21 protein-coding genes are annotated in these 21,014 nt (G+C 64.7%); 13 read left to right on the plus strand and 8 right to left on the minus strand.

The genetic code is table 11. The annotated features are described in order from the left end of the window. Window positions 1-119: 119 nt before the first annotated feature. The 4 genes from A7X65_RS19355 to A7X65_RS19370 all read left to right on the plus strand — a co-directional run bounded on the left by A7X65_RS19355 (window position 120) and on the right by A7X65_RS19370 (window position 3,101). Window positions 120-1,730, plus strand: coding sequence for an acyl-CoA synthetase (locus tag A7X65_RS19355; protein ID WP_063687452.1), 1,611 nt, complete (start codon window positions 120-122; stop codon window positions 1,728-1,730). An 8-nt stretch (window positions 1,731-1,738) separates the two neighbouring features. Beyond that, the gene (locus A7X65_RS19360) at window positions 1,739-2,206 is read left to right on the plus strand and encodes a MarR family winged helix-turn-helix transcriptional regulator (protein ID WP_063687454.1); all 468 of its coding nucleotides are present in this window, start codon (window positions 1,739-1,741) and stop codon (window positions 2,204-2,206) included. An 80-nt stretch (window positions 2,207-2,286) separates the two neighbouring features. Then, a complete protein-coding gene (locus tag A7X65_RS19365) occupies window positions 2,287-2,655 on the plus strand; it encodes a nuclear transport factor 2 family protein (protein WP_063687456.1) in 369 nt (122 codons plus the stop codon). Window positions 2,656-2,657: 2 nt separating this feature from the next. Further along, the gene (locus tag A7X65_RS19370) at window positions 2,658-3,101 is read left to right on the plus strand and encodes a hypothetical protein (RefSeq protein WP_063687458.1); all 444 of its coding nucleotides are present in this window, start codon (window positions 2,658-2,660) and stop codon (window positions 3,099-3,101) included. Between the two features lies 1 nt (window position 3,102). Here the strand turns inward: A7X65_RS19370 and A7X65_RS19375 are convergent, their stop codons facing one another. After that, a complete protein-coding gene (locus A7X65_RS19375; RefSeq protein WP_063687460.1) occupies window positions 3,103-5,334 on the minus strand; it encodes an ATP-binding protein in 2,232 nt (743 codons plus the stop codon). 237 nt (window positions 5,335-5,571) lie between these two features. Here A7X65_RS19375 and A7X65_RS19380 point away from each other — a divergent pair, with 237 nt between their 5' ends. After that, a complete protein-coding gene (locus tag A7X65_RS19380) occupies window positions 5,572-6,345 on the plus strand; it encodes a DUF2189 domain-containing protein (RefSeq protein WP_063687462.1) in 774 nt (257 codons plus the stop codon). Between the two features lie 202 nt (window positions 6,346-6,547). Here A7X65_RS19380 and A7X65_RS19385 read toward each other — a convergent pair whose 3' ends face one another. Genes A7X65_RS19385 through A7X65_RS19395 form a run of 3 tightly spaced genes read right to left on the minus strand, consistent with a single transcriptional unit; the run spans window position 6,548 to window position 7,834 of the window. Next, window positions 6,548-7,060 carry an SRPBCC family protein gene (locus tag A7X65_RS19385; protein ID WP_063687464.1) on the minus strand — a complete coding sequence of 171 codons (513 nt, stop codon included), beginning with the start codon at window positions 7,058-7,060 and terminating at the stop codon, window positions 6,548-6,550. Continuing rightward, complete coding sequence (locus A7X65_RS19390; protein ID WP_063687466.1) at window positions 7,057-7,527, minus strand: SRPBCC family protein; 471 nt, start codon at window positions 7,525-7,527, stop codon at window positions 7,057-7,059. Before A7X65_RS19390 ends, A7X65_RS19385 begins: the two co-directional genes overlap by 4 nt. Then, window positions 7,520-7,834 carry an ArsR/SmtB family transcription factor gene (locus A7X65_RS19395; RefSeq protein ID WP_063687468.1) on the minus strand — a complete coding sequence of 105 codons (315 nt, stop codon included), beginning with the start codon at window positions 7,832-7,834 and terminating at the stop codon, window positions 7,520-7,522. The genes A7X65_RS19390 and A7X65_RS19395 overlap by 8 nt, the downstream gene beginning before the upstream one ends. Before the next feature lie 117 nt (window positions 7,835-7,951). Between A7X65_RS19395 and A7X65_RS19400 the strand changes: the two genes are divergently transcribed. The 4 genes from A7X65_RS19400 (at window position 7,952) to A7X65_RS19415 (ending at window position 11,744) form a co-directional block, all read left to right on the plus strand. Further along, complete coding sequence (locus tag A7X65_RS19400) at window positions 7,952-9,397, plus strand: LVIVD repeat-containing protein (protein ID WP_063687470.1); 1,446 nt, start codon at window positions 7,952-7,954, stop codon at window positions 9,395-9,397. Window positions 9,398-9,399: 2 nt separating this feature from the next. Further along, window positions 9,400-9,933: a hypothetical protein gene (locus A7X65_RS19405; protein WP_063687472.1), complete on the plus strand. Its 534-nt coding sequence runs from the start codon at window positions 9,400-9,402 to the stop codon at window positions 9,931-9,933. Between the two features lie 125 nt (window positions 9,934-10,058). Beyond that, entirely contained in the window at window positions 10,059-10,676 is a 618-nt protein-coding gene (locus A7X65_RS19410; RefSeq protein ID WP_063687474.1) for a LysE family translocator, read from the plus strand. A gap of 84 nt (window positions 10,677-10,760) precedes the next feature. After that, a complete protein-coding gene (locus A7X65_RS19415) occupies window positions 10,761-11,744 on the plus strand; it encodes a DUF3592 domain-containing protein (RefSeq protein WP_082884985.1) in 984 nt (327 codons plus the stop codon). 91 nt (window positions 11,745-11,835) lie between these two features. Here the strand turns inward: A7X65_RS19415 and A7X65_RS19420 are convergent, their stop codons facing one another. Next, on the minus strand, window positions 11,836-12,639 hold the full coding sequence (locus tag A7X65_RS19420) for an N-formylglutamate amidohydrolase (protein ID WP_063687478.1): 804 nt from the start codon (window positions 12,637-12,639) through the stop codon (window positions 11,836-11,838). A gap of 92 nt (window positions 12,640-12,731) precedes the next feature. Between A7X65_RS19420 and A7X65_RS19425 the strand changes: the two genes are divergently transcribed. Beyond that, a complete protein-coding gene (locus tag A7X65_RS19425) occupies window positions 12,732-13,640 on the plus strand; it encodes a transglutaminase family protein (protein WP_063687480.1) in 909 nt (302 codons plus the stop codon). 90 nt (window positions 13,641-13,730) lie between these two features. Beyond that, window positions 13,731-14,129: a gamma-glutamylcyclotransferase family protein gene (locus A7X65_RS19430; RefSeq protein WP_063687482.1), complete on the plus strand. Its 399-nt coding sequence runs from the start codon at window positions 13,731-13,733 to the stop codon at window positions 14,127-14,129. Window positions 14,130-14,337: 208 nt separating this feature from the next. Here A7X65_RS19430 and A7X65_RS19435 read toward each other — a convergent pair whose 3' ends face one another. Next, window positions 14,338-14,901: a chlorite dismutase family protein gene (locus tag A7X65_RS19435; protein ID WP_063687484.1), complete on the minus strand. Its 564-nt coding sequence runs from the start codon at window positions 14,899-14,901 to the stop codon at window positions 14,338-14,340. 395 nt (window positions 14,902-15,296) lie between these two features. Between A7X65_RS19435 and dnaG the strand changes: the two genes are divergently transcribed. Together dnaG and rpoD are read left to right on the plus strand one after the other, a co-directional pair. After that, window positions 15,297-17,318 (plus strand): DNA primase, encoded by a 2,022-nt coding sequence (dnaG, locus tag A7X65_RS19440; protein WP_063687486.1) that lies wholly within the window; start codon window positions 15,297-15,299, stop codon window positions 17,316-17,318. 375 nt (window positions 17,319-17,693) lie between these two features. Next, the gene (rpoD, locus tag A7X65_RS19445) at window positions 17,694-19,844 is read left to right on the plus strand and encodes an RNA polymerase sigma factor RpoD (protein WP_063687488.1); all 2,151 of its coding nucleotides are present in this window, start codon (window positions 17,694-17,696) and stop codon (window positions 19,842-19,844) included. A gap of 76 nt (window positions 19,845-19,920) precedes the next feature. On the opposite strand, the gene A7X65_RS40685 is transcribed toward rpoD, so the two are convergent. Together A7X65_RS40685 and A7X65_RS41855 are read right to left on the minus strand one after the other, a co-directional pair. After that, entirely contained in the window at window positions 19,921-20,511 is a 591-nt protein-coding gene (locus A7X65_RS40685; protein WP_082884986.1) for an ImmA/IrrE family metallo-endopeptidase, read from the minus strand. Continuing rightward, window positions 20,498-20,770, minus strand: coding sequence for a hypothetical protein (locus tag A7X65_RS41855; protein WP_156527884.1), 273 nt, complete (start codon window positions 20,768-20,770; stop codon window positions 20,498-20,500). The genes A7X65_RS40685 and A7X65_RS41855 overlap by 14 nt, the downstream gene beginning before the upstream one ends. Window positions 20,771-21,014 lie beyond the last annotated feature (244 nt).

Genomic DNA, 21,014 nt, shown 5'->3' on the forward strand with positions numbered 1-21,014 from the left:
GTTATGCCCGGGCTTGTCCCGGGCATCCACGCGCTTAAAGTGGATGCTCAAGCAAGAAGAACGTGGATGGCCGGGACGAGCCCGGCCATGACGGCGCCTCCAGGAAACGACCCAAGACCATGCTGACCGAAGCCAAGACCTACGACGAGCTCTACCGCAATTTCCGCTGGGACGTGCCGGATCGATTCAACATGGCTGAAGCCTGTTGCGACCGTCATGCTGACGGCACCGGGCGCCTCGCGCTGGTCTATGTCGATGAGAACGGCGCGACGGCGCGCACCTCCTTCGACGAGGTCGCCGAGATGTCGCGCCGCTTTGCCAATGTGCTGAAGGCGGATGGCCTGGTGCGCGGCGACCGCGTCGCGGTGTTCCTGTCGCAATCGCTGGAATTGCCGGTCGCGCATATGGCGGCGTTCCGGTCGGGGATGATCTCGATCCCGCTGTTCGCGCTGTTCGGCGAGGACGCGCTGGAGTTCCGCCTGTCGAACTCGCAGGCCAAGGCGATCGTCACCGACGAGGGCGGCTGGGAGAAGCTATCCAAAATTCGCGATCGCCTGCCGGACCTGAAGAACGTTTATGTCGTCGGCGAGCATGCGCCCGCGGGCACGAAATCGTTCTGGGATGCGGTGAAGGCCGCATCGCCCGACTTCACGCGCGTCGACACCTCATGCGACGATCCCGCGCTGATCATCTACACCTCCGGCACCACGGGCAATCCGAAGGGCGCGCTGCATGCGCATCGCGTCGTGCTCGGCCATCTGCCGAACGTGGAGATGTGTCACAACTTCCTGCCGCGCCCCGGCGATCTCATGTGGACGCCGGCGGACTGGGCCTGGATCGGCGGCCTCGTCAACGGCCTGTTCGCGTTCTGGTATCACGGCATCCCGCTGGTCGGCCATCGCGCGCGCAAATTCGAGCCGCAGGCGGCGATGCAGATGATGGCCGATCTTGGCGTGCGCAACGTCTTCCTGCCGCCGACCGCGCTGAAGCTGATGCGGCAGGCCGACGTGAAGCATGCGGGCGTGAAGCTGCGCAGTATCTTCACCGGCGGCGAATCCCTCGGCGGCGAGCTGCTCGGCTGGGTCCGCGAGACCTTCGGCATCGACGCGCATGAAGTGTTCGGCCAGACCGAGTGCAATCTCGTGATCGGCAGCAACTCGAACCTGTTTCCGATCCGCCCGGGATCGATGGGCAAGGCGACGCCGGGCTTCGACGTCCGCATCGTCAACGACAAGGGCGAGGAGCAACCGCGCGGCCAGCGCGGCATCATCGGCGTGCGGCAGCCGTGTCCGTGCACGATGCTGGAATACTGGCGCAATCCGGAGGCGACCGCGAAGAAATATGCCGGCGAGTTCCTGCTCACCGGCGATCTCGGCGTGCAGGACGAGGACGGCTATTTCTGGTACGTCAGCCGCGAGGACGACGTCATCACCACCGCCGGCTATCGCGTCGGCCCGTCCGAGATCGAGCACACGCTGATGAAGCACCCGTCGGTCGCGATGGCCGCGGTGGTCGGCATTCCCGACCCGATCCGCACCGAGTCCATCAAGGCCTGGATCGTGCTGCGTCCGGGTTTCGCCGCTGGTGACGCGCTCGCGCGGGAGATCCAGGAGTTCGTGAAGGTGCAGCTCGCCGCGCACGAATATCCGCGCTATGTGGAGTTCGCCGAGACGCTGCCGATGACGGCCACGGGCAAGGTGCTGCGGCGCGAGCTGCGGGCGAGGGGTTAGATTTCCTGATGCCAAAGACGTCTCAAGCCGCGGGGCTACATCGCGCCTCGCTTGCGAAGCTGAACGAGCTCGATGCGGCGCTGGAGCTCATGTATTACGGCTGGCGCGGGATGACGCTGGAAGCCGACGACTATCTTGCCAAGCAGGGCCTGTCGCGCTCGCATCATCGCATCCTCTACGTCGTGGCGCGCCGGCCCGACATCGCGATCGGCGCGCTGATCGAGGTTCTCGGAATTTCCAAGCAGGCGCTGAACCGGCCGCTCAATCTTCTGCTGGAGCGCAAGCTGCTGACGACGCAGCGCGCGCCCGAGCAGCATCGCTCGAAGCTGCTGCGGCTCACGGCCGCAGGCCAGCGCATCGAGCAAAGGGCCTCGGACCACGAGCGCAAGGTCATGCGTCAGGCGTTCGATCGCGCCGGCGCGTCGGGCGCGGCGGCCTGGATGGCCGTCATGGAGGCGATTGCCGACAATAATTGAAGGCGGCTCAAGTCAACGTAGTTGACATGAGAGCGCGGCTTTGCCACTTTCCGGGCCAACGAGCCGGGGAGGGCTCCGCCATGAGCGCAGGGAAGATGAACAGCGCCGCCGCCGGACCTTTCGTCGCGGCCTGGTGCGCGAGCTGGTGCAAGGTCGACATCGACGCGGTCGTCGCGCATTTTGCCGACGATGCACAGATGCGCAGTCCTCTCGCGCTCGAATTGACCGGCTCCCCGGTCGTCACCGGTGCGGAGAACATCCGCGCCTATTGGCGGCGGGCCTATGGCCACATCGAAAGCGCCGACCTGAAGATCCTGAGCTGGAGCTGGGACGAGACCATCGCGCGCCTGACGGTCTGGTGGGAATTGGGCGGCACGCGCGCCAGCGAATTCATGGACTTCGACGATGCGGGCCGCGTGGTGCGCAGCGAAGCCTTTTACGGGAAATAGCCATGCGTCTCCTCGACATCGTCCTGCTTCTCAACGCGCTCTGGTTCGTCGGCGCGTTCATCCAGTTCAGCATCGCGCAAACCAACACGCTGAAGATATTGCTGCCGCGGGAAGAGCACGGCAATCCGATCGCGCCGACCCTGGCGGCGAGCGTTGCGTTCCTCGGCGGCATGAACCTGCCGATCGGGCTGCTGTCGTTCTATCTTCTGGCCGCGCGTCCGGTTTTCTTCCAGCCGCTGCAGGCGCAGATCGTGCTGTTCCTGTTCTTCTCTGCCTGCCACTTCAGCCAGTTCGTCTACAACGTTCCCGTGCTGATGCGCGGCGGCCGCGTCGGCGTCGCCTATTGGCCGGTGCTGAAGGGGCCGATGCTCCGCATCTTCGTCATCGATGCGGGGCTGTTCGCGGCCAATCTCGCCGTCGCGCTCCAGCTCGCCTTCTCGTCCTGATCTATCGCGGCGGCGCGGACAACGCGGCCCGCAGCATCGCGGCGAGATCCTTGCGCCGAAACGGTTTTGTCAGGATGCGGGCGTCGCCGACCCCATCAGGCGTCTTGACCGGATTCTGCGTGTAGCCGGAGGTGAAGAGCACCTTGAGCCCGGGCCGCAATTGAACGGCCTGCCGCGCGAGCTCCGGCCCGAACATGCCGCCGGGCATCACGACGTCGGTGAACAGCAAATGGATGTCCCCGCGCTGGCGCAGCAGGTCCAGCGCCGCGGGACCGTTCGACCGCGCAAGCACGCGATAGCCCAGCGCCTTCAGCTCGCTCTCGACATAGGCCCGCACCATGTCGTCGTCCTCGACGACGAGAATGGTCTCGTTGCCCTCGGAGACAACGGCCTGCTCACCGGGAGCGGGCTCCTCGGCCGGAGCCGCCGCAAGCCGGGGAAAGAACAGCTTGACGACCGTGCCGTGTCCCGGTTCGGACTGCATCTGCACGAGGCCGCCGGACTGGCGAACGAATCCGTAGACCATGCTGAGGCCGAGCCCGGTCCCCTTGCCGACCTCCTTGGTGGTGAAGAACGGCTCGAAGGCGCGGCCCGCCACCTCGGCGCTCATGCCGGTGCCGGTGTCGGTCACGGCCACCATGACATAGTCCCCCGGCCGCGACTCGCCGTTGACGTCGAGGTCGGTTTCTCCGAGCGAAATGTTGCGTGCCTCGACCGTCAGCTTGCCGCCGTCGGGCAGGGCGTCGCGCGCGTTGAGCACGAGGTTGAGCAGGGCCGTCGCCAACTGGCCGGGATCGACGCTGGTCATCCAGAGATCCGCATCGAGCGCGAAGGTGCATTCGATGTGCTCGCCCAGCGACCTGCGCAACAGCGGCTCCATGTCGAGCAGCTTGCCGGCAATGTCGATGTCGCGCGGCCTCAGGGGTTGCTTGCGCGCGAAGGCGAGCAGGCTGCGGGTCAGGTCGGAGCCGCGCTCGGCGGCGGTCGCGATGTCGCCGGCGATCCGGTGCAATTCCCTGTCGCCCGCCAGGCGGTCGGCAAGATGCTCCGAATTGCCGAGAATGACGGTCAGGAGATTGTTGAAGTCATGCGCAACGCCGCCGGTGAGCTGGCCCATGGCCTCCATCTTTTGCGATTGGCTGAGCTTCTGGCTGAGGTCGGCGATGTCGGCGCGCTGCTGCTGCAGCGACTCGGCGGTGTCGTTGAGCAGCGTCATCAGTCCGCCGAGCTCGCCGCGCGGATGAGGCGGGGAAATGCGCGCGCTGAGATCGCCGCGCCCGAGCTTCTTCGCCATCGCGGCAAGCCGCCCGACCTGGCGTCCGACGCTCACGGTCGCGAGGATCCAGACGGCGGCAAGCAGCAGCAGCGAGGCGACCGCGAGAATAGCCATGTCCTCGTAGAGCCGGCGGTTCGCCGCCGCGACGAGGCCGTCCTTGGATCGCCCGACCAGGATGTACAGACCGGCATTGCGGGCCAATGACGAGCGGGCCGCGACGGCCCAGACCTGCGTGCGGCCTTCGCGATCGGTCACCTCCTGAAACGCCTTCTGGTCCGGCGTCGCAGCGAAGCGCAGCAACTCGGATCCCGCGATCGATCCGCCGACCGGCTCGGTCCAGCCGCCGCCGGAGGGCGCGACCAGCACCGTGCCCTTGCCGTCGACGAGCAGGATGTCCTTCTCGCCGAGCAGCCGCTTGTGGTGAAATTCCGCGAATTTGCGCAGGTTGAACGAGGCGAGCAGGATCAGCTTGAGCGCGCCCGCCTCCGATCGCACCGGATAGGCGATCTGGAGCACCGATATCCCCGTCAGCCGGCCGAACACCGGCTCGAGCGCCACGCCGGGCGAGACCAGCGCCTGCTTGAAATAGGCGCGATCCCTGAGGTCGAGGGTGCGGTTGGTCCGCAGCGAGTCACAGAACAGGCGGCCGTCGGGATCGATGGTCAATATGCCGGTGAACTGCGGGTACTCCTCGCGCACGTCGGATAGAAAGGCCGAGCACGCCGCCTTGTCGCGCGTGTCGAGGTCGCGTGCGCGGGACAGGCCATAATGGAGCTGGGCCGTGCCTTGAATCTTCTCGTCGAGATCGCCTGCGATCTCGTCGGCCGCTGCCGTCAGATTGGCGAGCGCCGCGTTGATGTCGCTGCTCCGGTTCTGCACGAAGCGCACGCCGACGAGACCCGCCGGCACCAGCATGGCCGCGATGACGAGGATCAGTAGCCGGGTACGCAAGCTCATCGTTCGAATGGTCCAGTCCGGTCATCGCGTGTGCTGCTTCGAAGGTACAATTTGCGGCACCACCATCCGCCCCGTCCATAGCCATCCTGCGGAAAACGTCCTGATGGTGAAAGAATTCGTTGATGTTCCCGGATACCGTCAGCGGGCGGTCAACTTGCACGTGCGCGGGGCCGCGCGGGGCGCTAGGATCGAGCCCGCGTGCGACGAAGATCGCGCCTGAAAATGAGGAGGGAGCTGATGTCCATCTCGGGCAAGGTCGATCCGGTGGTTCGTCCCGTCGCGGCGACCGACATTGCCGAGGCGCTGGTCGAGGGCCTGCGCGATTTCCAGGCGCTGCCGCTCTATGGACTCTGCTTCGGCGCGCTCTATGCGGGCGGCGGCATCGCCATCATGCTCTGCCTCACCGCCTTCGGCATGGTCTATCTGGTCTATCCCCTGGCGGCCGGCTTCGCATTGATCGGGCCGTTCGTGGCGATCGGTCTCTACGAAGTCAGCCGCCGCCGCGAGCGCGGCGAGCCCGTCTCGTTCGGCGCGATCTGGTCCGCGATCCGCTCGCGCAGCGAGATCGGCTGGATGGCGTTCGTCACGCTGTTCGTGTTCGTGATCTGGATGTACCAGGTGCGCCTCCTGATCGCGCTGCTGCTCGGTCTGAACGCCTCGTTCTCGAGCCTGCAGGAGTTCATGACGGTGGTGCTGACGACCAACGAGGGCTTGCTGTTCCTCGCCATCGGCAACGCGGTCGGCGCGGCGCTGTCGCTGATCCTGTTCTCGCTCACCGTGGTGTCGTTTCCGCTGCTGCTCGACCGCGAGGTCGATTTCGTCACCGCGATGGTGACGAGCGTGCGTGCGGTGGTGACGAGCCCGCTGCCGATGATCGGCTGGGCCGCGGTGATCGTGATGCTGTTGATCGTCTCGGCGCTGCCGTATTTCCTGGGGCTGGTGGTGACGCTGCCGGTGCTCGGGCATGCGACGTGGCATCTTTATCGGCGGCTGGTGGTGCCGGTGCCGTAGTCTCCGCTGCCCTTCTTCCTTCTCCCCTTGTGGGAGAAGGTCGCGCGAAGCGCCGGATGAGGGGGCGCTTCAGCGAACTCTAGTGCAAGAGATTCAGGTGCGGCGACATACCCCTCACCCGTCTCGCCGCTGGCGCGGCGAGCCACCCTTTCCCACAAGGGGAGAGGGAAAGAGGGCATCGCGACAATGTTGGCCGTTTCGCCTACGGCGTCTTGATCCCCATCGCCTTCAGCGCGGCCAGCATCCGCTGCGGCGGGCCCATTTTCACCCTCAGCGGCTTGCCGGTCTCGAGCACGCTCTTGAGGCTGGAGAGGATCGCGGGCCATCCCTGCCGTCCGCCTTCGAGGATGTCGTCGCTGAGCGGCCGGTCGTGGCCTTCGCTCATGGTGAGCCGGACCGCATCGCCGACCTGCTCGATCTCGTAGGTCACGAGCGTCGGTCCGAGCTTCTCGATCAGCTCCGGCCAGTTCACGTTGAAGGTGACGGAGAGTTTCCGCGGCGGATCGTAGGCGAGAACCTCGCCGCTGATGTGCAGCGCGCCGCCGGGCGTCCGCACGATAAACGCGCCGCCGAGGCGCGGTTCGACCGCCACGGCATTGCCGAAGAAATACTGCGTGCTGAACTCCGCGGAGGTCAGCGCCTCCCACACTTTCTGGGGCGTGGAAGCGATGTAGATGGTGTAGACCGTCAGCGGCTTGAACTGGTCGGGGGTCATTTTGCGTCGAATCCCTTGTTGAGGGCTGCGCGCGGAATGCCGAGCAGCTTGCCGGTCTCCAGCAGGCTCTTGAGCTGGGACAGGATCGCCGGCCAGCCGTTGGAGACGGCGCCGAGATATTTGCCGCCTTCGACGAAGCCGTCATGCAGCACGGTCAAACGCACCAGCGATCCGAATGGTTCGATGGTGAAGACGACGCGCGAGATCGGCTCACTGCGCAGTTCCGCGAATTTGTGGTGCTTGAAGCTGTAGGACAGCAGCCGCGGCGGATCGGCCTGCAGGATCTCGCCGGAATCGGTGACCTCGCCGTCGAGCAGCAGGGCGAAGGGCGAGCCGACCTTCCAGTCCGACCTGACCTCGGCACCGAACCAGTATTGCCTGGTGAACTCGCTCGAGGTCAGGGCCTCCCACAGTTTTTCCGGAGTGGTCTCGATATAGCTCACATAGACGAATTGCGGCTTACTCATCGCGCTTCTCCAACTGACGTTTCAACTCGCCGAGCGCGGCGAGCTTGCCGCGCTCGAATTTCCTGATCCAACGTTCGCCGATCTGATGGATCGGCACCGGGTTGAGGTAGTGCAGCTTCTCGCGGCCATGCCTGATGGTCGTGACGAGGTTGGCCTCTTCGAGGATGACAAGGTGCTTCGTGACGGCCTGCCGCGTCATCGCAAGGCCCTCGCATAGTTCATTCAGTGTCTGGCCGTTCCTGGCGTGAAGCCTGTCCAGAAGCGAACGTCGTGACGCATCGGCGAGCGCTTTGAAGACCTCATCCATGGCGGTGATAATAGGCAACCAAATGGTTGCATGTCAAGATGGTGTCTTTGGCCGTCACGACCGGCCGTGTTAGCGTTTCATCTCAGCCAACGCAGATTGGTTCCGGGGAGGACATTGATGTTCCGTTGCGTCCTGACTGCTGCAAGCCTCGTCCTTTTCGCCTGCAGCTCTCTCGTCCACGCGCAGAAGCAAACCATCGGCGCGCCGCCGGAAGCTTCCAACATGAAGCTGGTCGGCAGCAACGACCTCCAGGCGCGCAGCGCCTATCAGCCGACCATCCACCACCAGGGCGACCGCTGGATCGCCTATATCGGCCATCACGGCGGCACCGACGACGTGCCCGCTCCCGTCAATCCGATGACGGGACAGGCGGAGCCGAACGGAACCTCGATCGTCGACGTCACCGATCCCGCACGTCCGAAATATCTGCGGCATTTGCCGGGGCAGGAGGGCAAGTACGAATCCGGCGGCGCGCAGATGGTGCGGGTCTGCGACGGCAAGACGTTGCCGAAGGGCGACCCTGCTGCGGTCTACATGCTGCGCACCTTCGGCAGCGAGGCGCACGAAATCTGGAACGTCACAGATCCCGCCAGTCCCGTGCTCATCACGCGCATCGCCGGCCTCAAGGACACGCACAAGAGCTGGTGGGAATGCGACACCGGCATCGCCTTCCTCGTCTCGGGCGCACCGGACTGGCGCACACGGCGCATGACGCAGATCTACGATCTCTCCGATCCCGCGCACCCGCAGAAGATTCGCGACTTCGGACTGCCGGGCCAGGAGCCGGGCTCGACCGGCGCGGTGCCGACCGAGCTGCACGGGCCGATCTCGACCGGCCCGAACGGCAACCGCGTCTATTTCGGCTACGGCACCAACAAGGGCGGCATCCTGCAGATCGTCGATCGCGAGAAGCTGCTGACCGGTCCGAAGGAGCCGACGCCGGACAATCTCCGTTTTCCCGAGATCGCGCGGATGCCGATGTCCGCCTTCAACGGCGCGCACACGACGTTCCCGATGCTCGACATGCCCGTTGCGGAGTTCGCCGAGGACAAGGACGGCAAGACGCGGGATATCGTCATGATCGTGGACGAGGCGATCCTGAACGAATGCGGTGAGGCCAGGCAGATGGTGTGGTTCGCCGACGTCACCACCGAGAACCGGCCGATGATGATCTCGAGCTACACCGTGCCGGAGGCGAGTGGACAGTTCTGCCAGCGCGGCGGGCGGTTCGGCTCGCATTCCTCGAACGAGAGCATGGCGCCGGTCTACTACAAGAAGATGGCCTTCATCGCCTTCTTCAATGCCGGGGTGCGCGCGCTCGACATCCGCGATCCCTATCATCCGAAGGAGGTCGGCTATTTCATCCCGGCGATCACCGCGGCGACCGACAAGCGCTGCATCCCGGTCGAAGGCGGCGAGCGCTGCAAGGTCGCGATCCAGACCAACAATGTCGAGACCGACGATCGCGGCTACATCTACATCGTCGACCGCGCCAATACCGGCCTGCACATCCTCGAGCTGACCGGGCCGGCGCGCGCCGTGGCCGGCCTGCCGAAGAACTGACGATGCGGCGCGGGACGACGATGCTGATGGCGGTGATCGCTCTCGGTGCCGTGTCGAGCCTGCGCGCCGCCGAGACGCAACGCGCCGGGGACTGGCGGGAGATCGCCTGGCCGTTTCCCCGCGATGGCTGGCCGATGGGCCGGGCGTTCCGCTGTGTCGCGGGCGGATGCGACGGGGCAGAGCTTTACGTCCGCGCCAAGCGCGGCTTCTGCAATTGCGAGACCGGCGTTGCTGATGACGACGAGGTCGACCGCGTCACCGACATCGATCTGATCAGCCCGCGCTTCCGGGCGATCGCGCCGGGCACGGCCGTGAGCGTCGCCGCGATGCACGGCCGCGTCAGGCATTACGACCTCGACATGCCCGACGGTGCGCGCCACGCCGCTGCGGGCCTCGCGCTGTCGCGCCACTGCGATCTACTGGTTGCGGTGGCGCAAGGCGCGGGCGAGGCGACCGCCGTGCAGCGCGCGGCGCTGGTGTTCCTGGACACGGAGGAGATGAAGGGATGGATGGCCGCGGCGCTGGATGGAAGGTAAGGGAGGCGCGGCGCTTCCGCCACCTCCGCCGTCATACCCCGCCTTGTGCGCGACTGACGCCTTCCATCCCCGTCCATCCCATGCATTAATACCCTAACCCCTCCTCAGCCGAGTCCCCGCCCATGATGTCCATGCAAGCCTATCTCGCCTTCGTTGCCGCCTGCATTGCGCTGGCGCTGCTGCCGGGGCCGATCGTGACCCTCGTCATCGCCAACGGCCTGCGCTACGGCACGCGCTCGGCGCTGACCAACATTCTCGGCGTGCAGATGGGGCTGCTGATCGTGATCGGCATCCTCGCGGTCGGCCTGACCACGTTGATGGCGACGATGGGCTATTGGTTCAACTGGGTGCGCTTTGCAGGCGCGGCCTATCTGGTCTGGCTCGGCATCAAGCTGATCCGCTCTCCGGTCGAGGGCGTCGATGCCGACTCGCCGCCGCCTCCGCCGCGCGGTGGCTTTCTCCTGCAGGGCTTTGTCGTGGCGTTGTCGAACCCGAAGCTGCTGGTGTTCTTCGGCGCGTTCATTCCGCAATTCATGGACATGAGCAAGGATCACCTGTCGCAGGTCCTGGTGCTCGGATTGACCTTCATGGTGCTTGCCGGCCTGACGGACGGAATCTACGCGCTGCTCGCCGGTCAGATCCGCGGCTTCTTCTCGGCGCGCCGCACCCGCATCGTATCGCGCGTGTCCGGCGGCTTCATGATCGGCGGCGGCATCTGGCTGGCGCTGATCCGGGCGAAATAACCTCCCTCGAGGCCGGTTCGGCTTGAACCTTTCGCGGCGGCAATGCGTCCAATCGGGCATTGCCGTTGACGAAGGATTTTTGCCGTGCCGAATTTACCGCCGCTGGTTTACGCGATGCTGCTTGCGCCGCTGGCGCTGATCCTGATTGCCGCCATCGTCAAGACCTGGCAGGCGCGCGAGGCGCGAAGCTGGCCGCAGGCCGCGGGCAAGGTCGTCACCTCGGTCGCGGAGGTGCGCGAGGTCAAGGTATCCGACGACGAGCGCGAGGACGGCTATCGCACCGAGAGCCGCAACTTCGCCAACGTCACCTATGAATACACCGTGGCCGGCCGCAAGTTGCGCTGCAACCGCATCTCGATCGGCGAGGACCTCGGCAATTTCCAGGTGGCCGAGAAGCTCGCGAAATATCCGGCCGGAAGCATCGTCACCGTCTACTACAATCCCAGGCATCCCGATCAGGCCGTGCTGGAGCGCGACCTGCCCAAAGGGCTGTGGGGTTGTCTCGGCATCGGCTCGGCGATCGTGCTCGCCATCATCTTCGGCTCGGCCTTCGGCCTCAACCAGAGCTACCAATATCTCGCGCACCACATCGCCCGTCCCGACCTTGCGGGCCTCGTCGTCGGCTTCGCCGCGTTCGGCCTCGTCATCGGCCTGATGGCCTGGGCCGTGCAGCGGCAGGCGTCGATGGCGACGCGCTGGCCGGTCGTTGCCGGCACCATCAAGCTGTCGGGCATCGAGGAATATCACGAGGCCAGCGAACCGGGTGAGGCGCGCGGCATCGAGATGTTCGGCAAGCGCGTGACCTACACCTATCGCTATCAGAACATCGCCTACACCAATGAATGCGCGCGCGTCGCGACGCAATCGCCGTCGGCTTCCGAGGAGTTGCTGAAGAAGCTGATGTCGCGCTACCAGGACGGCGCGACCGTCGACGTTCGCGTCAACCCCGACAATCCCGCCGAAGCGACGCTGGATGCCCGCGGCGACGGCCGCATGGCCTATGTGCTGTGGGGCATCGCCGCGATCTTCGCCGCGCTGGCGCTGTTCGTCGCGACGCGCGGCGGTTAGTGGGAAGCAGACAGCTTCGCCGTACTCCGCTGCGCTCTCTCCCCCGCAAGGGGGGAGGGAACATAGTGTGCGACGTGGCCGGCGCCTCGCGCTACACCAACAGCTCCGCCTTCATCTCCAGCTCGATCTCCGCAAAGATCCGCGCCAGCCGCTCGGCCCATTGCCGCTGGCCGGACTGGTCCGCGATCAGGTCCTGGCGGATCTCGATGCCGGTGTTGACGAGGCCGCGGGCTTCGCCATGGACCGGGATGGTGTAGTCGTTGAGGTCGCTCACCGCATAAGGCTCGTTGTCGCCGACGACGAGATCGCCTTCCTCGCGCAGATGTTTCAGCAAGAGCTGCGGCAGCACGGTGTCGCGATTGTAGAGCGCCGCGATGTGCCAGGGCCGTGCGACGCCGGCATAGACGGGCGTGAAACTGTGCAGCGACACCAGCACGGTCGGCCGCTTGTCGTGCAGGCGCCGGCCGATGGTCGCGTCGATGCGGTGATGGTAGGGCTCGAAGATCTCGCGCCGGCGCGCCGCGCGCTCGGCGTCGGCGATCGCCTCATTGCCGGGGATCGCGGTTGCCTCTGAGATCACGGGGATCGAGCTCGCCGCCGCCGGAGGCCGGTTGCAGTCGATCACGAGCCGTGAGTAGCGCTGTGCGATCAGATGCGCATCGAGCATCCCGGCGAGGCGCTCGGCGACGCCGCCAATGCCGATGTCCCAGCCGATGTGCCTGACGAGCTCGCTCTCGGGGATGCCGAGATCGCCGAGCGCGCGCGGCAGGATGCGTCCGTAATGGTCCGATGTGAGCAGGAACGGCGATGTGCCTGCTGCATTCACCTCATGCACTGGAGGAATGTCACCCTCGCCGAGCAGTTGATCTGCCGTCTCGGCTGTGTTGAAAGCCATCAAGATTGCCTATGGAAAAAGCAGTCGCCCCGGAAATTGGGCAAACAATCGCTAACAATGGGCCTGCCCAACATCACCATGATCTCCCGACGATGCCGCTGCTGACGATTCACCACAAGACCGAATATCGATACAATCGGCCTGTGGCGTTCGGCGAGCACAGATTCATGCTGCGCCCGAGCGACGGCCATGATTTGCGCGTGCTCGACTCCAGGCTGAGGATCTCGCCCGAGCCGATGTCGCTGCGCTGGATCCACGACGTATTCGGCAATTCGGTCGCCATCGCCGATTTCGACGCGCGCGCGGACAGGCTCGTCTTCGACTGGCACGTCACGGTCGCGCACAATCCGGTCGAGGATTTCGCGCTGACGCCTGATGATCCCGCGTTCTTCTATCCTTTCGTCTATGACGATGCGGAATTGCCCGATCTCGTCCAGTACATCACGCCGCAATATCCCGATCCCGACGGCGAGATCGCGGAATGGGTGCGCGGCTTCCTCGACGAGGGTGCGCCGTCGCCGACGTTTGAGATCCTCAGTCGGATCACGCACGCCATTCGGGACAAGTTCGACTATCGCAGGCGCCATGCGCCCGGCACGCAGTCCCCGGGCGACACGTTGCATCTGGGCACCGGCACCTGCCGCGACTATGCGCTGTTCATGATCGAGGCGCTGCGCCGTCTCGGCATCGCCGCGCGCTTCGTCTCGGGCTATCTCTTCGTGCCCGAGGACGTCGCTCAACATCATGTCGGCGGCGGCTCGACCCATGCATGGGTGCAGGTCTATCTGCCGAGCGCCGGCTGGATCGAGTTCGATCCGACCAACGGCATCGTCGGCACCCGCGACCTCATCCGCGTCGCCGTCGCCCGCGACCCGCGCCAGGCGATCCCGCTGCACGGCGTCTATATCGGCACCCAGGATGCGTTCGACGTGATGGAAGTCAGCATCAGCGTGGTCTCGGACGAAGAGCGCAGCGGCGCGGAGCTGGAAGAGGCTTTGTAGAAACTCTCCTTGCGTCGTCCTGGCGAAAGCCAGGACGACGGCGAGTATGCGCCTCTGTCGCTCCGAACGATTGCCAGCTATAGACCCCCCATGACCTCCGATCGTCTCTTCGTCTACGGCACCCTGATGCGCGGCTTCGACCATCCGATGGCGCGGCTGCTTGCAGGCCATGCGGATTTCCTGGGCGAGGCGACTTGCCGCGGCCGGCTCGTGCTGGTGAAGCACTATCCGGGATTGCTGCTCTCGGATGCTTCCTCCGACCTCGTCCACGGCGAGCTGTTTCATCTGCGCGTGCCCGACGAACTGCTGGCCGAGCTCGATATGTACGAGGCCTGCGGCGAAGGCTTTCCGGAGCCGACGGAATATCTGCGCCAACTGATCGACGTGACGTTGCCTGACGGCTCCACGCAGAAGGCGTGGACCTACGTCTACAACTGGCCGGTGACGGATCTGCCGAGCATCGAGTCGGGACGGTTTCTCGATCATTAGCGGCTGATGCTTTTTTACCTCTCCCCGCTTGCGGGGAGAGGTCGGATTGCATCGAAGATGCAATCCGGGTGAGGGGGTACAGGTCCCTCGATGATTTCACATGTGGAGAGAGCCCCTCACCCCAACCCTCTCAGCGCGAGCGAAGCTCGTCGCGGCCCCGTAAGAACGGGTCGAGGGGGCGCACTTTTGTCCGGGCTCACAGCTACGGCTACGCCGACAGCACTTCCTTCACCACGCGCACGTCGACCTCGTGCTCGACGTAAGCCCACTCCTCGGTCTGCCTGAGCATCCCCACCAGCTCCTCGAACAGCGAGGCATCCGCTGGGGCGAATTCGAACCAGGTCAGGAAGTCGAAGGGCTCGCCGAGGTCGCGGCAGTGATAGAGCTGCCGCGCGATGGCGGGCAGGAAGCGCAGGCTGCCGGCGATGTGGTGCGACTTGTCCTCGAAGATCTTGCGCCGCTCTTCCTGCGTCAGGTCCCACCAGGCCTGCGATTTGCGGATCGGGATCAGCGCCGCGCTGGTGGCCTCCATCCGGCCGAGCCCGGCCTGCACGGCAACGAGCTGCTGCTTCTCGGGCCGTTCGGTGTAGCGCAGGCTGCTGGCGACGCCGACCAGCCGCCAGGCATTGCGCGAGGGCACCAGCGGCAACGAGATGGCCTCGCTGTCGGTGACCGACAGCGCCGGCATGAAAGGCAGTGGCTCGCCCGTCACCGCTGAAATCGAGGTGACGCGCCAGCCCCCGCTCTGGCCGCCTCGAAAGGTCCTGAACATGGGCACATGGAAGCGTGGAACCGGGCGGGGGGCAAGAGTTTCCGCAGCCCGTCCCGTCATCCCCGCGCAAAGGCGTAGCCTTTGTCGCTGGAGGTGCGACTGGCTCGACGCATGGCGTCGCCCCGGGAGCCTCGAAGGATGGACGGCCGAGCTATCGCAGCGCGCTCCTCGCGGTGAGAGCCGGGCCGTCGCCCTTCGAGGGCCGCTGAACGGCCACCCCGAGCGACAACGGCTTTGAGGGTGACGGTGAAAAATGATGGCCCGTGGCGGCAGAAGAGACCCTGTGCATAGGTCGAATAACCCGGATAACCCGCTCAAACCTGGCCTTTGGCCAGTCCGCACCTATATCCCTCATCCTTCGCCCGACTCACCCGGTTTCGCGCTAGACACAGCCCATGCGCTTCACGCCCCAGTTCCTCGACGAGCTTCGTGCCCGGCTTTCGGTTTCCGAGGTCGTGGGCAAGCGCGTCAAGCTGAAGAAGGCGGGGCGGGAGTGGAAGGGGCTGTCGCCGTTCCAGCAGGAGAAGACGCCGTCCTTCTACGTCAACGACCAGAAGGGCTTTTACCACGACTTCTCCTCCGGCAAGCACGGCGACATCATCACCTTCGTGATGGAGACCGACGGCCTGCCGTTCGCCGAGGCCGTCGAGCGGCTGGCGGGCATGGCGGGCCTGCCGCTGCCGGCTGTGACGCCCGATGCGGCGCGGCAGGAGCAGCGGCGGCGCTCGCTGCATGACGTCATGGATCTCGCGGCAAAATTCTTCGCCGAGACGCTGGCCTCGCGCGTCGGCGCCAAGGCGCGCGGCTATCTCGCCGACCGCGCCATATCGCCGGCGACGCAACTGCAGTTCCGTCTCGGCTATGCCCCGCCCGATCGCTTCGCGCTGAAGGAGCATCTCGGCAAGCAGGGCGTCTCTGTCGACGACATGATCGAGACCGGCCTCCTCGTCGCGGGCAACGACATTCCCGTGCCCTACGACCGCTTCCGCGACCGCGTGATGTTTCCGATCACCGATCTGCGCGGTCGCGTCATCGCCTTCGGCGGGCGCGCGCTGGAGAAGGACGTCCCTGCAAAATACCTGAATTCGCCGGAGACGCCGCTCTTCCACAAGGGCGACAATCTCTACAACCACCAGACCGCGCGCAAAGCCACCCATGACGGCGGCGCGCTGATCGTGGTCGAAGGCTATGTCGACGTCATCGCCATGGTCACCGCGGGCTTTTCGGGCGCCGTCGCGCCGCTCGGCACCGCGCTCACCGAAAGCCAGCTCGCGCTGCTCTGGAAGATGGCGGACGAGCCGATCCTCTGTTTCGACGGCGACCGCGCCGGACAGAAGGCCGCGTTTCGTGCCGCCGATCTCGCGCTGCCCTTCCTCGCGCCCGGAAAGAGTCTTCGCTTTGCACTGCTGCCGGAAGGGCAGGACCCCGACGATCTCGTCCGCTCGGGCGGGCGCGGCGCGATCGAGGAGGTGATCAATGCGGCCCGTCCGCTCGCCGACATGATCTGGTCGCGCGAGCTCGAAGGCGGCAACTTCGCCACGCCCGAGCGTCGCGCCGCGCTGGAGGCGCGCATCAAGGATCTCACCAACGGCATCCGCGACGAGGTGGTGCGGCGCTATTACCGCGACGAGTTCATCGAACGGCTGCAGCGCGCCTTCGCCCCCGACGGCGGGCGCGGCGGCTTTGGCGGGCGGGGCAATTTCCGTCCCGGCGGCGGCCGGCCGTTCCAGCCGAGGGCAGGGGGGAGCGCGAATCGATTCGGTGGCCAGGGATTCGGGGGAGGATTTGGCGGCGGCCGCCGTGGCCAGCCCGGTCCGACCCTGCTTCCGTCCGGCCCCTACCAGGCGGCGAGCCCCCAGCTCGCGGCAAGCCCGATCATGAAGGGCCAGCGCAGCGCCATCTCCCGCCGGGAAGCCCTGATCCTGCAATGCCTGATCAACCATCCCTGGCTGCTGCACGACCATCTCGAGGAAGTGGCGGCCCTGGAGCTGGCCCACCCCGAGGCGCACAAGCTCCGGGCCGGGATCATCGCCGCCTTCGCCAACGACCACCACCACTCTCCGGACCCCGGAGAGCTTGCCGAGAAGATGCGCAGCGACCTTGAGAAGGGCGGATTTTCACAAGTTCTTCAAAGGGTTGAGGGAGGAATCACGACCGCGGCGGTGTGGGGCGCCCGCGAGGGCGCGGCGCGGGACGACGTTCTTGCCACCTGGCATCAGCTGGTTGCCTTGCATCGGCAATACCATTCACTACTTAGGGAGTTGAAGGACGCCGAGCTGGCCTTGGGGGAGGACCCCAGCGAGGCCAATTTGGCGTGGCTGCGTGACGTCAAGGCTCGGATAGCCGAGGTCGATGGTACCGAGGCCCTGATCGAGGGTTTTGGCGAGCTGTCGGGCCGGTTCCAGAAGAGCGTGTGATGAAAGAATCATGCGGACGGCCGGGGCCGGAACCGCTAAAAGACTCGCCAAATCCAAGGTTTGGCGGCAAAAACAGGGTTAATCGAGGCTTAACGGTCTTGTAGCACTTTGGCCACCAGGCGGCCGCAGGCAGAACAGACGCGTCAGGAATGAATCCGCGCAATCGCTGTTGGCACTACACCTGCATCCGCTGCGACAAAGAGGCTCACGAAGCGTTAGGCAATTCCGGCGAGAGAGAGTTGGGGGTGGCGAGAGAGATGTGCGCCGCCCTTTCCGTGTCGAGAGCTGCCGAAGCGAGAGCGTCGAGCAACAGGTTCAAGTGAATTCACGCGGGCGCGGCGATCGTCTCGCATGAAGCGCGTTTAGGAGCAATGGATGGCCACCAAGGCAAAGACGCTGCAGGCGAAGGACAAGGAAAAAGACGACAAGGCAGCGGACGCGCCGGAGAAGGACTCCCAGGACGCGCCGTCTCCCTTGCTCGATCTGTCCGATGCGGCAGTGAAGAAGATGATCAAGCAGGCCAAGAAGCGCGGCTTCGTGACCTTCGATCAACTCAACGAAGTCTTGCCGTCCGACCAGACCTCGCCCGAACAGATCGAGGACATCATGTCGATGCTCTCGGACATGGGCATCAACGTCACCGAAGCCGACGATAGCGAAGGCGAGGAAGAGAAGGACGAGGGCGAGGACGAGACCGATAACGAGCTCGTCGAGGTCACCCAGAAGGCCGTCACCGAGGTCAAGAAGAGCGAGCCGGGCGAGCGCACCGACGACCCCGTGCGCATGTATCTGCGCGAGATGGGCACGGTCGAGCTGCTGTCCCGCGAAGGCGAAATCGCGATCGCCAAGCGCATCGAGGCCGGCCGCGAGGCGATGATCGCAGGGCTGTGCGAAAGCCCGCTGACCTTCCAGGCCATCATCATCTGGCGCGACGAGCTCAACGAAGGCAAGATCTTCCTCCGCGACATCATCGATCTCGAAGCGACCTATGCCGGTCCCGACGCCAAGGGCGGCATGAACAATGCGATGATCGCCGGCCCCAACGGCGAGAACGGCGAAGCGCCGGCCGAGGGCCAGGCTGCAGCGACCGGTGCGCCCGCGCATGTCGCGCCGCCGGCAGCGCCTCCGTCGCCGACCCCGTTCCGCGCCGCGCAGCCCGCCCCCGGCGGTCAGGCTGGCGAGGAGAAGGATCCGGGCGAGGCCGCCGCCGAAGCCGACATGGACGAGGACGACGAGTTCGAGAACCAGATGTCGCTCGCGGCCATCGAGGCCGAGCTCAAGCCGAAGGTCGTCGAGATCTTCGACAAGATCGCCGAGAGCTACAAGAAGCTGCGCAAGCTTCAGGAGCAGGACATCCAGAACCAGCTCGAGAGCACCTCGCACGGTCCCTCGCTGTCGCCGCACCAGGAGCGCAAGTACCGCAAGCTCAAGGACGAGATCATCGTCGAGGTGAAGTCGCTGCGCCTGAACCAGGCGCGTATCGACTCGCTCGTCGAGCAGCTCTACGACATCAACAAGCGCCTCGTCTCGCATGAGGGCCGCCTGATGCGCCTTGCCGACAGCCATGGCGTCGCGCGCGAGGACTTCCTGCGCAACTACACCGGCTCGGAGCTCGATCCGCGCTGGCTCAACCGTGTCTCGAAGCTGTCGGCCAAGGGCTGGAAGAACTTCGTCCACCATGAGAAGGACCGCATCAAGGACCTCCGTCACGAGGTGCATCAGCTCGCCGCGCTGACCGGCCTCGAGATCATCGAATTCCGCAAGATCGTGCACTCCGTGCAGAAGGGCGAGCGCGAAGCCCGCCAGGCCAAGAAGGAGATGGTGGAAGCCAACCTCCGTCTCGTGATCTCGATCGCCAAGAAGTACACCAACCGCGGCCTGCAGTTCCTCGACCTGATCCAGGAAGGCAACATCGGCCTGATGAAGGCCGTCGATAAATTCGAATACCGCCGCGGCTACAAGTTCTCGACCTACGCCACGTGGTGGATCCGGCAGGCGATCACCCGCTCGATCGCCGACCAGGCGCGCACCATCCGCATCCCCGTGCACATGATCGAGACGATCAACAAGATCGTGCGCACGTCCCGCCAGATGCTCAACGAGATCGGCCGCGAGCCGACCCCGGAAGAGCTCGCCGAAAAGCTCGGCATGCCGCTCGAGAAGGTCCGCAAGGTCCTCAAGATCGCCAAGGAGCCCTTGTCGCTCGAAACCCCCGTCGGTGACGAAGAGGATTCACATCTCGGCGATTTCATCGAGGACAAGAACGCGATCCTCCCGATCGACGCCGCGATCCAGTCCAACCTGCGCGAGACCACCACGCGCGTGCTCGCCTCGCTCACTCCGCGCGAAGAGCGCGTGCTGCGCATGCGCTTCGGCATCGGCATGAACACCGACCACACGCTGGAAGAAGTCGGCCAGCAGTTCAGCGTGACGCGCGAGCGTATTCGTCAGATCGAAGCGAAGGCGCTGCGGAAGCTGAAGCATCCGTCGCGGTCGAGGAAGCTGCGGAGCTTCCTGGATAACTGATCCGGATTGTCATGCCCGGGCTCGACCCGGGCATCCATCCAAACGAAAACGGCGGGCCGCGAGGCTCGCCGTTTATTTATTCCGCCTTGTCTATCCCGAAAAGGTTGCGGACATCCGTGGTCGTTAGCTCGTCAGTTGGAAACAGCAAATGACTTAGTCGAATAGTTGCGGCCAATTCACTTACGCGGCAGATATTCGCTAGACGGTTTTTGTTATTATACTTTAAAGCAACAGCTCTCGGCATCAGAAATGCGCTAGCGAATAGATTCGCTTCGGCTTCTACTCGCCTCTTGGTCGGGCTGCGCTGAAATTGCGGGGACTCCGGAGCTAGACGAGGCATCGGGTATCCCCAATGCAGACATAGATGGCCTAGCTCATGCGCAATTGTGAAACGACTCTTGGGGTCATCCCGATGTGCTCCATCGTAGACGTCTTGCCTGACGAGCACTCGTGCAGGTCCAAACTCAGTATGAGCAGCAACGCTCAGTTCTTCCCGACTGAAGACTTCAATGGAGAAGTTCTGGAGGTGTCGAGGAAGATCATTCTCAACCGCACTTATGATGTTGAAGTGCGCCATGCCTGAGAGCCTCAACAAGACGCGTAGCTGCTCCGCGTAATGCTCAATCTCGGACGGCGAATGTTCTTTGGGGGCCTTATCGGTTTTCATCGGCAGTCTCTACGTTCGACCGATCAACCTCACGCCGGTCCAGAATGCTCGCCAAAGTTTCTTCAGATGAATTTACGCGGTTCGCCTTGGTGATTGGTCCAAGTGTCAAAAGGAGCCGAAGCTCGGTAACGTCTTCCCTCGTCAGCTCAAGCCATTCAGCGAGCCGCTCCAAATAACCGCCCGGCAGGCTTCGAACCCCACGCTCAACTCCAGAGATCAGTGATGAAGAGAAGCCAATTGCTGCCGACTGGTCGGCCATGACCACATTTCTCTCCCTGCGGTACTGCTGACAGGCCTTTCCAAAACGCGTGAGCGGCATCCGAGCGCCTATCCTTCGTGGGTACCCTGAATCACCCCTTCCACCCCTACATATTGTATGATGAATGTTGCTCTTGCCACTATTGGCTAGCCTAGAGAGCAAGTCGCGTTCATGCTGTCCACAGCTTTAACGTGCACTTTGGAACGTTTTTCTCTACCGTCGCATTGAAAATAGGGCGTTGGAA

This window comes from Bradyrhizobium stylosanthis, assembly GCF_001641335.1.
Lineage (GTDB): Bacteria > Pseudomonadota > Alphaproteobacteria > Rhizobiales > Xanthobacteraceae > Bradyrhizobium > Bradyrhizobium stylosanthis.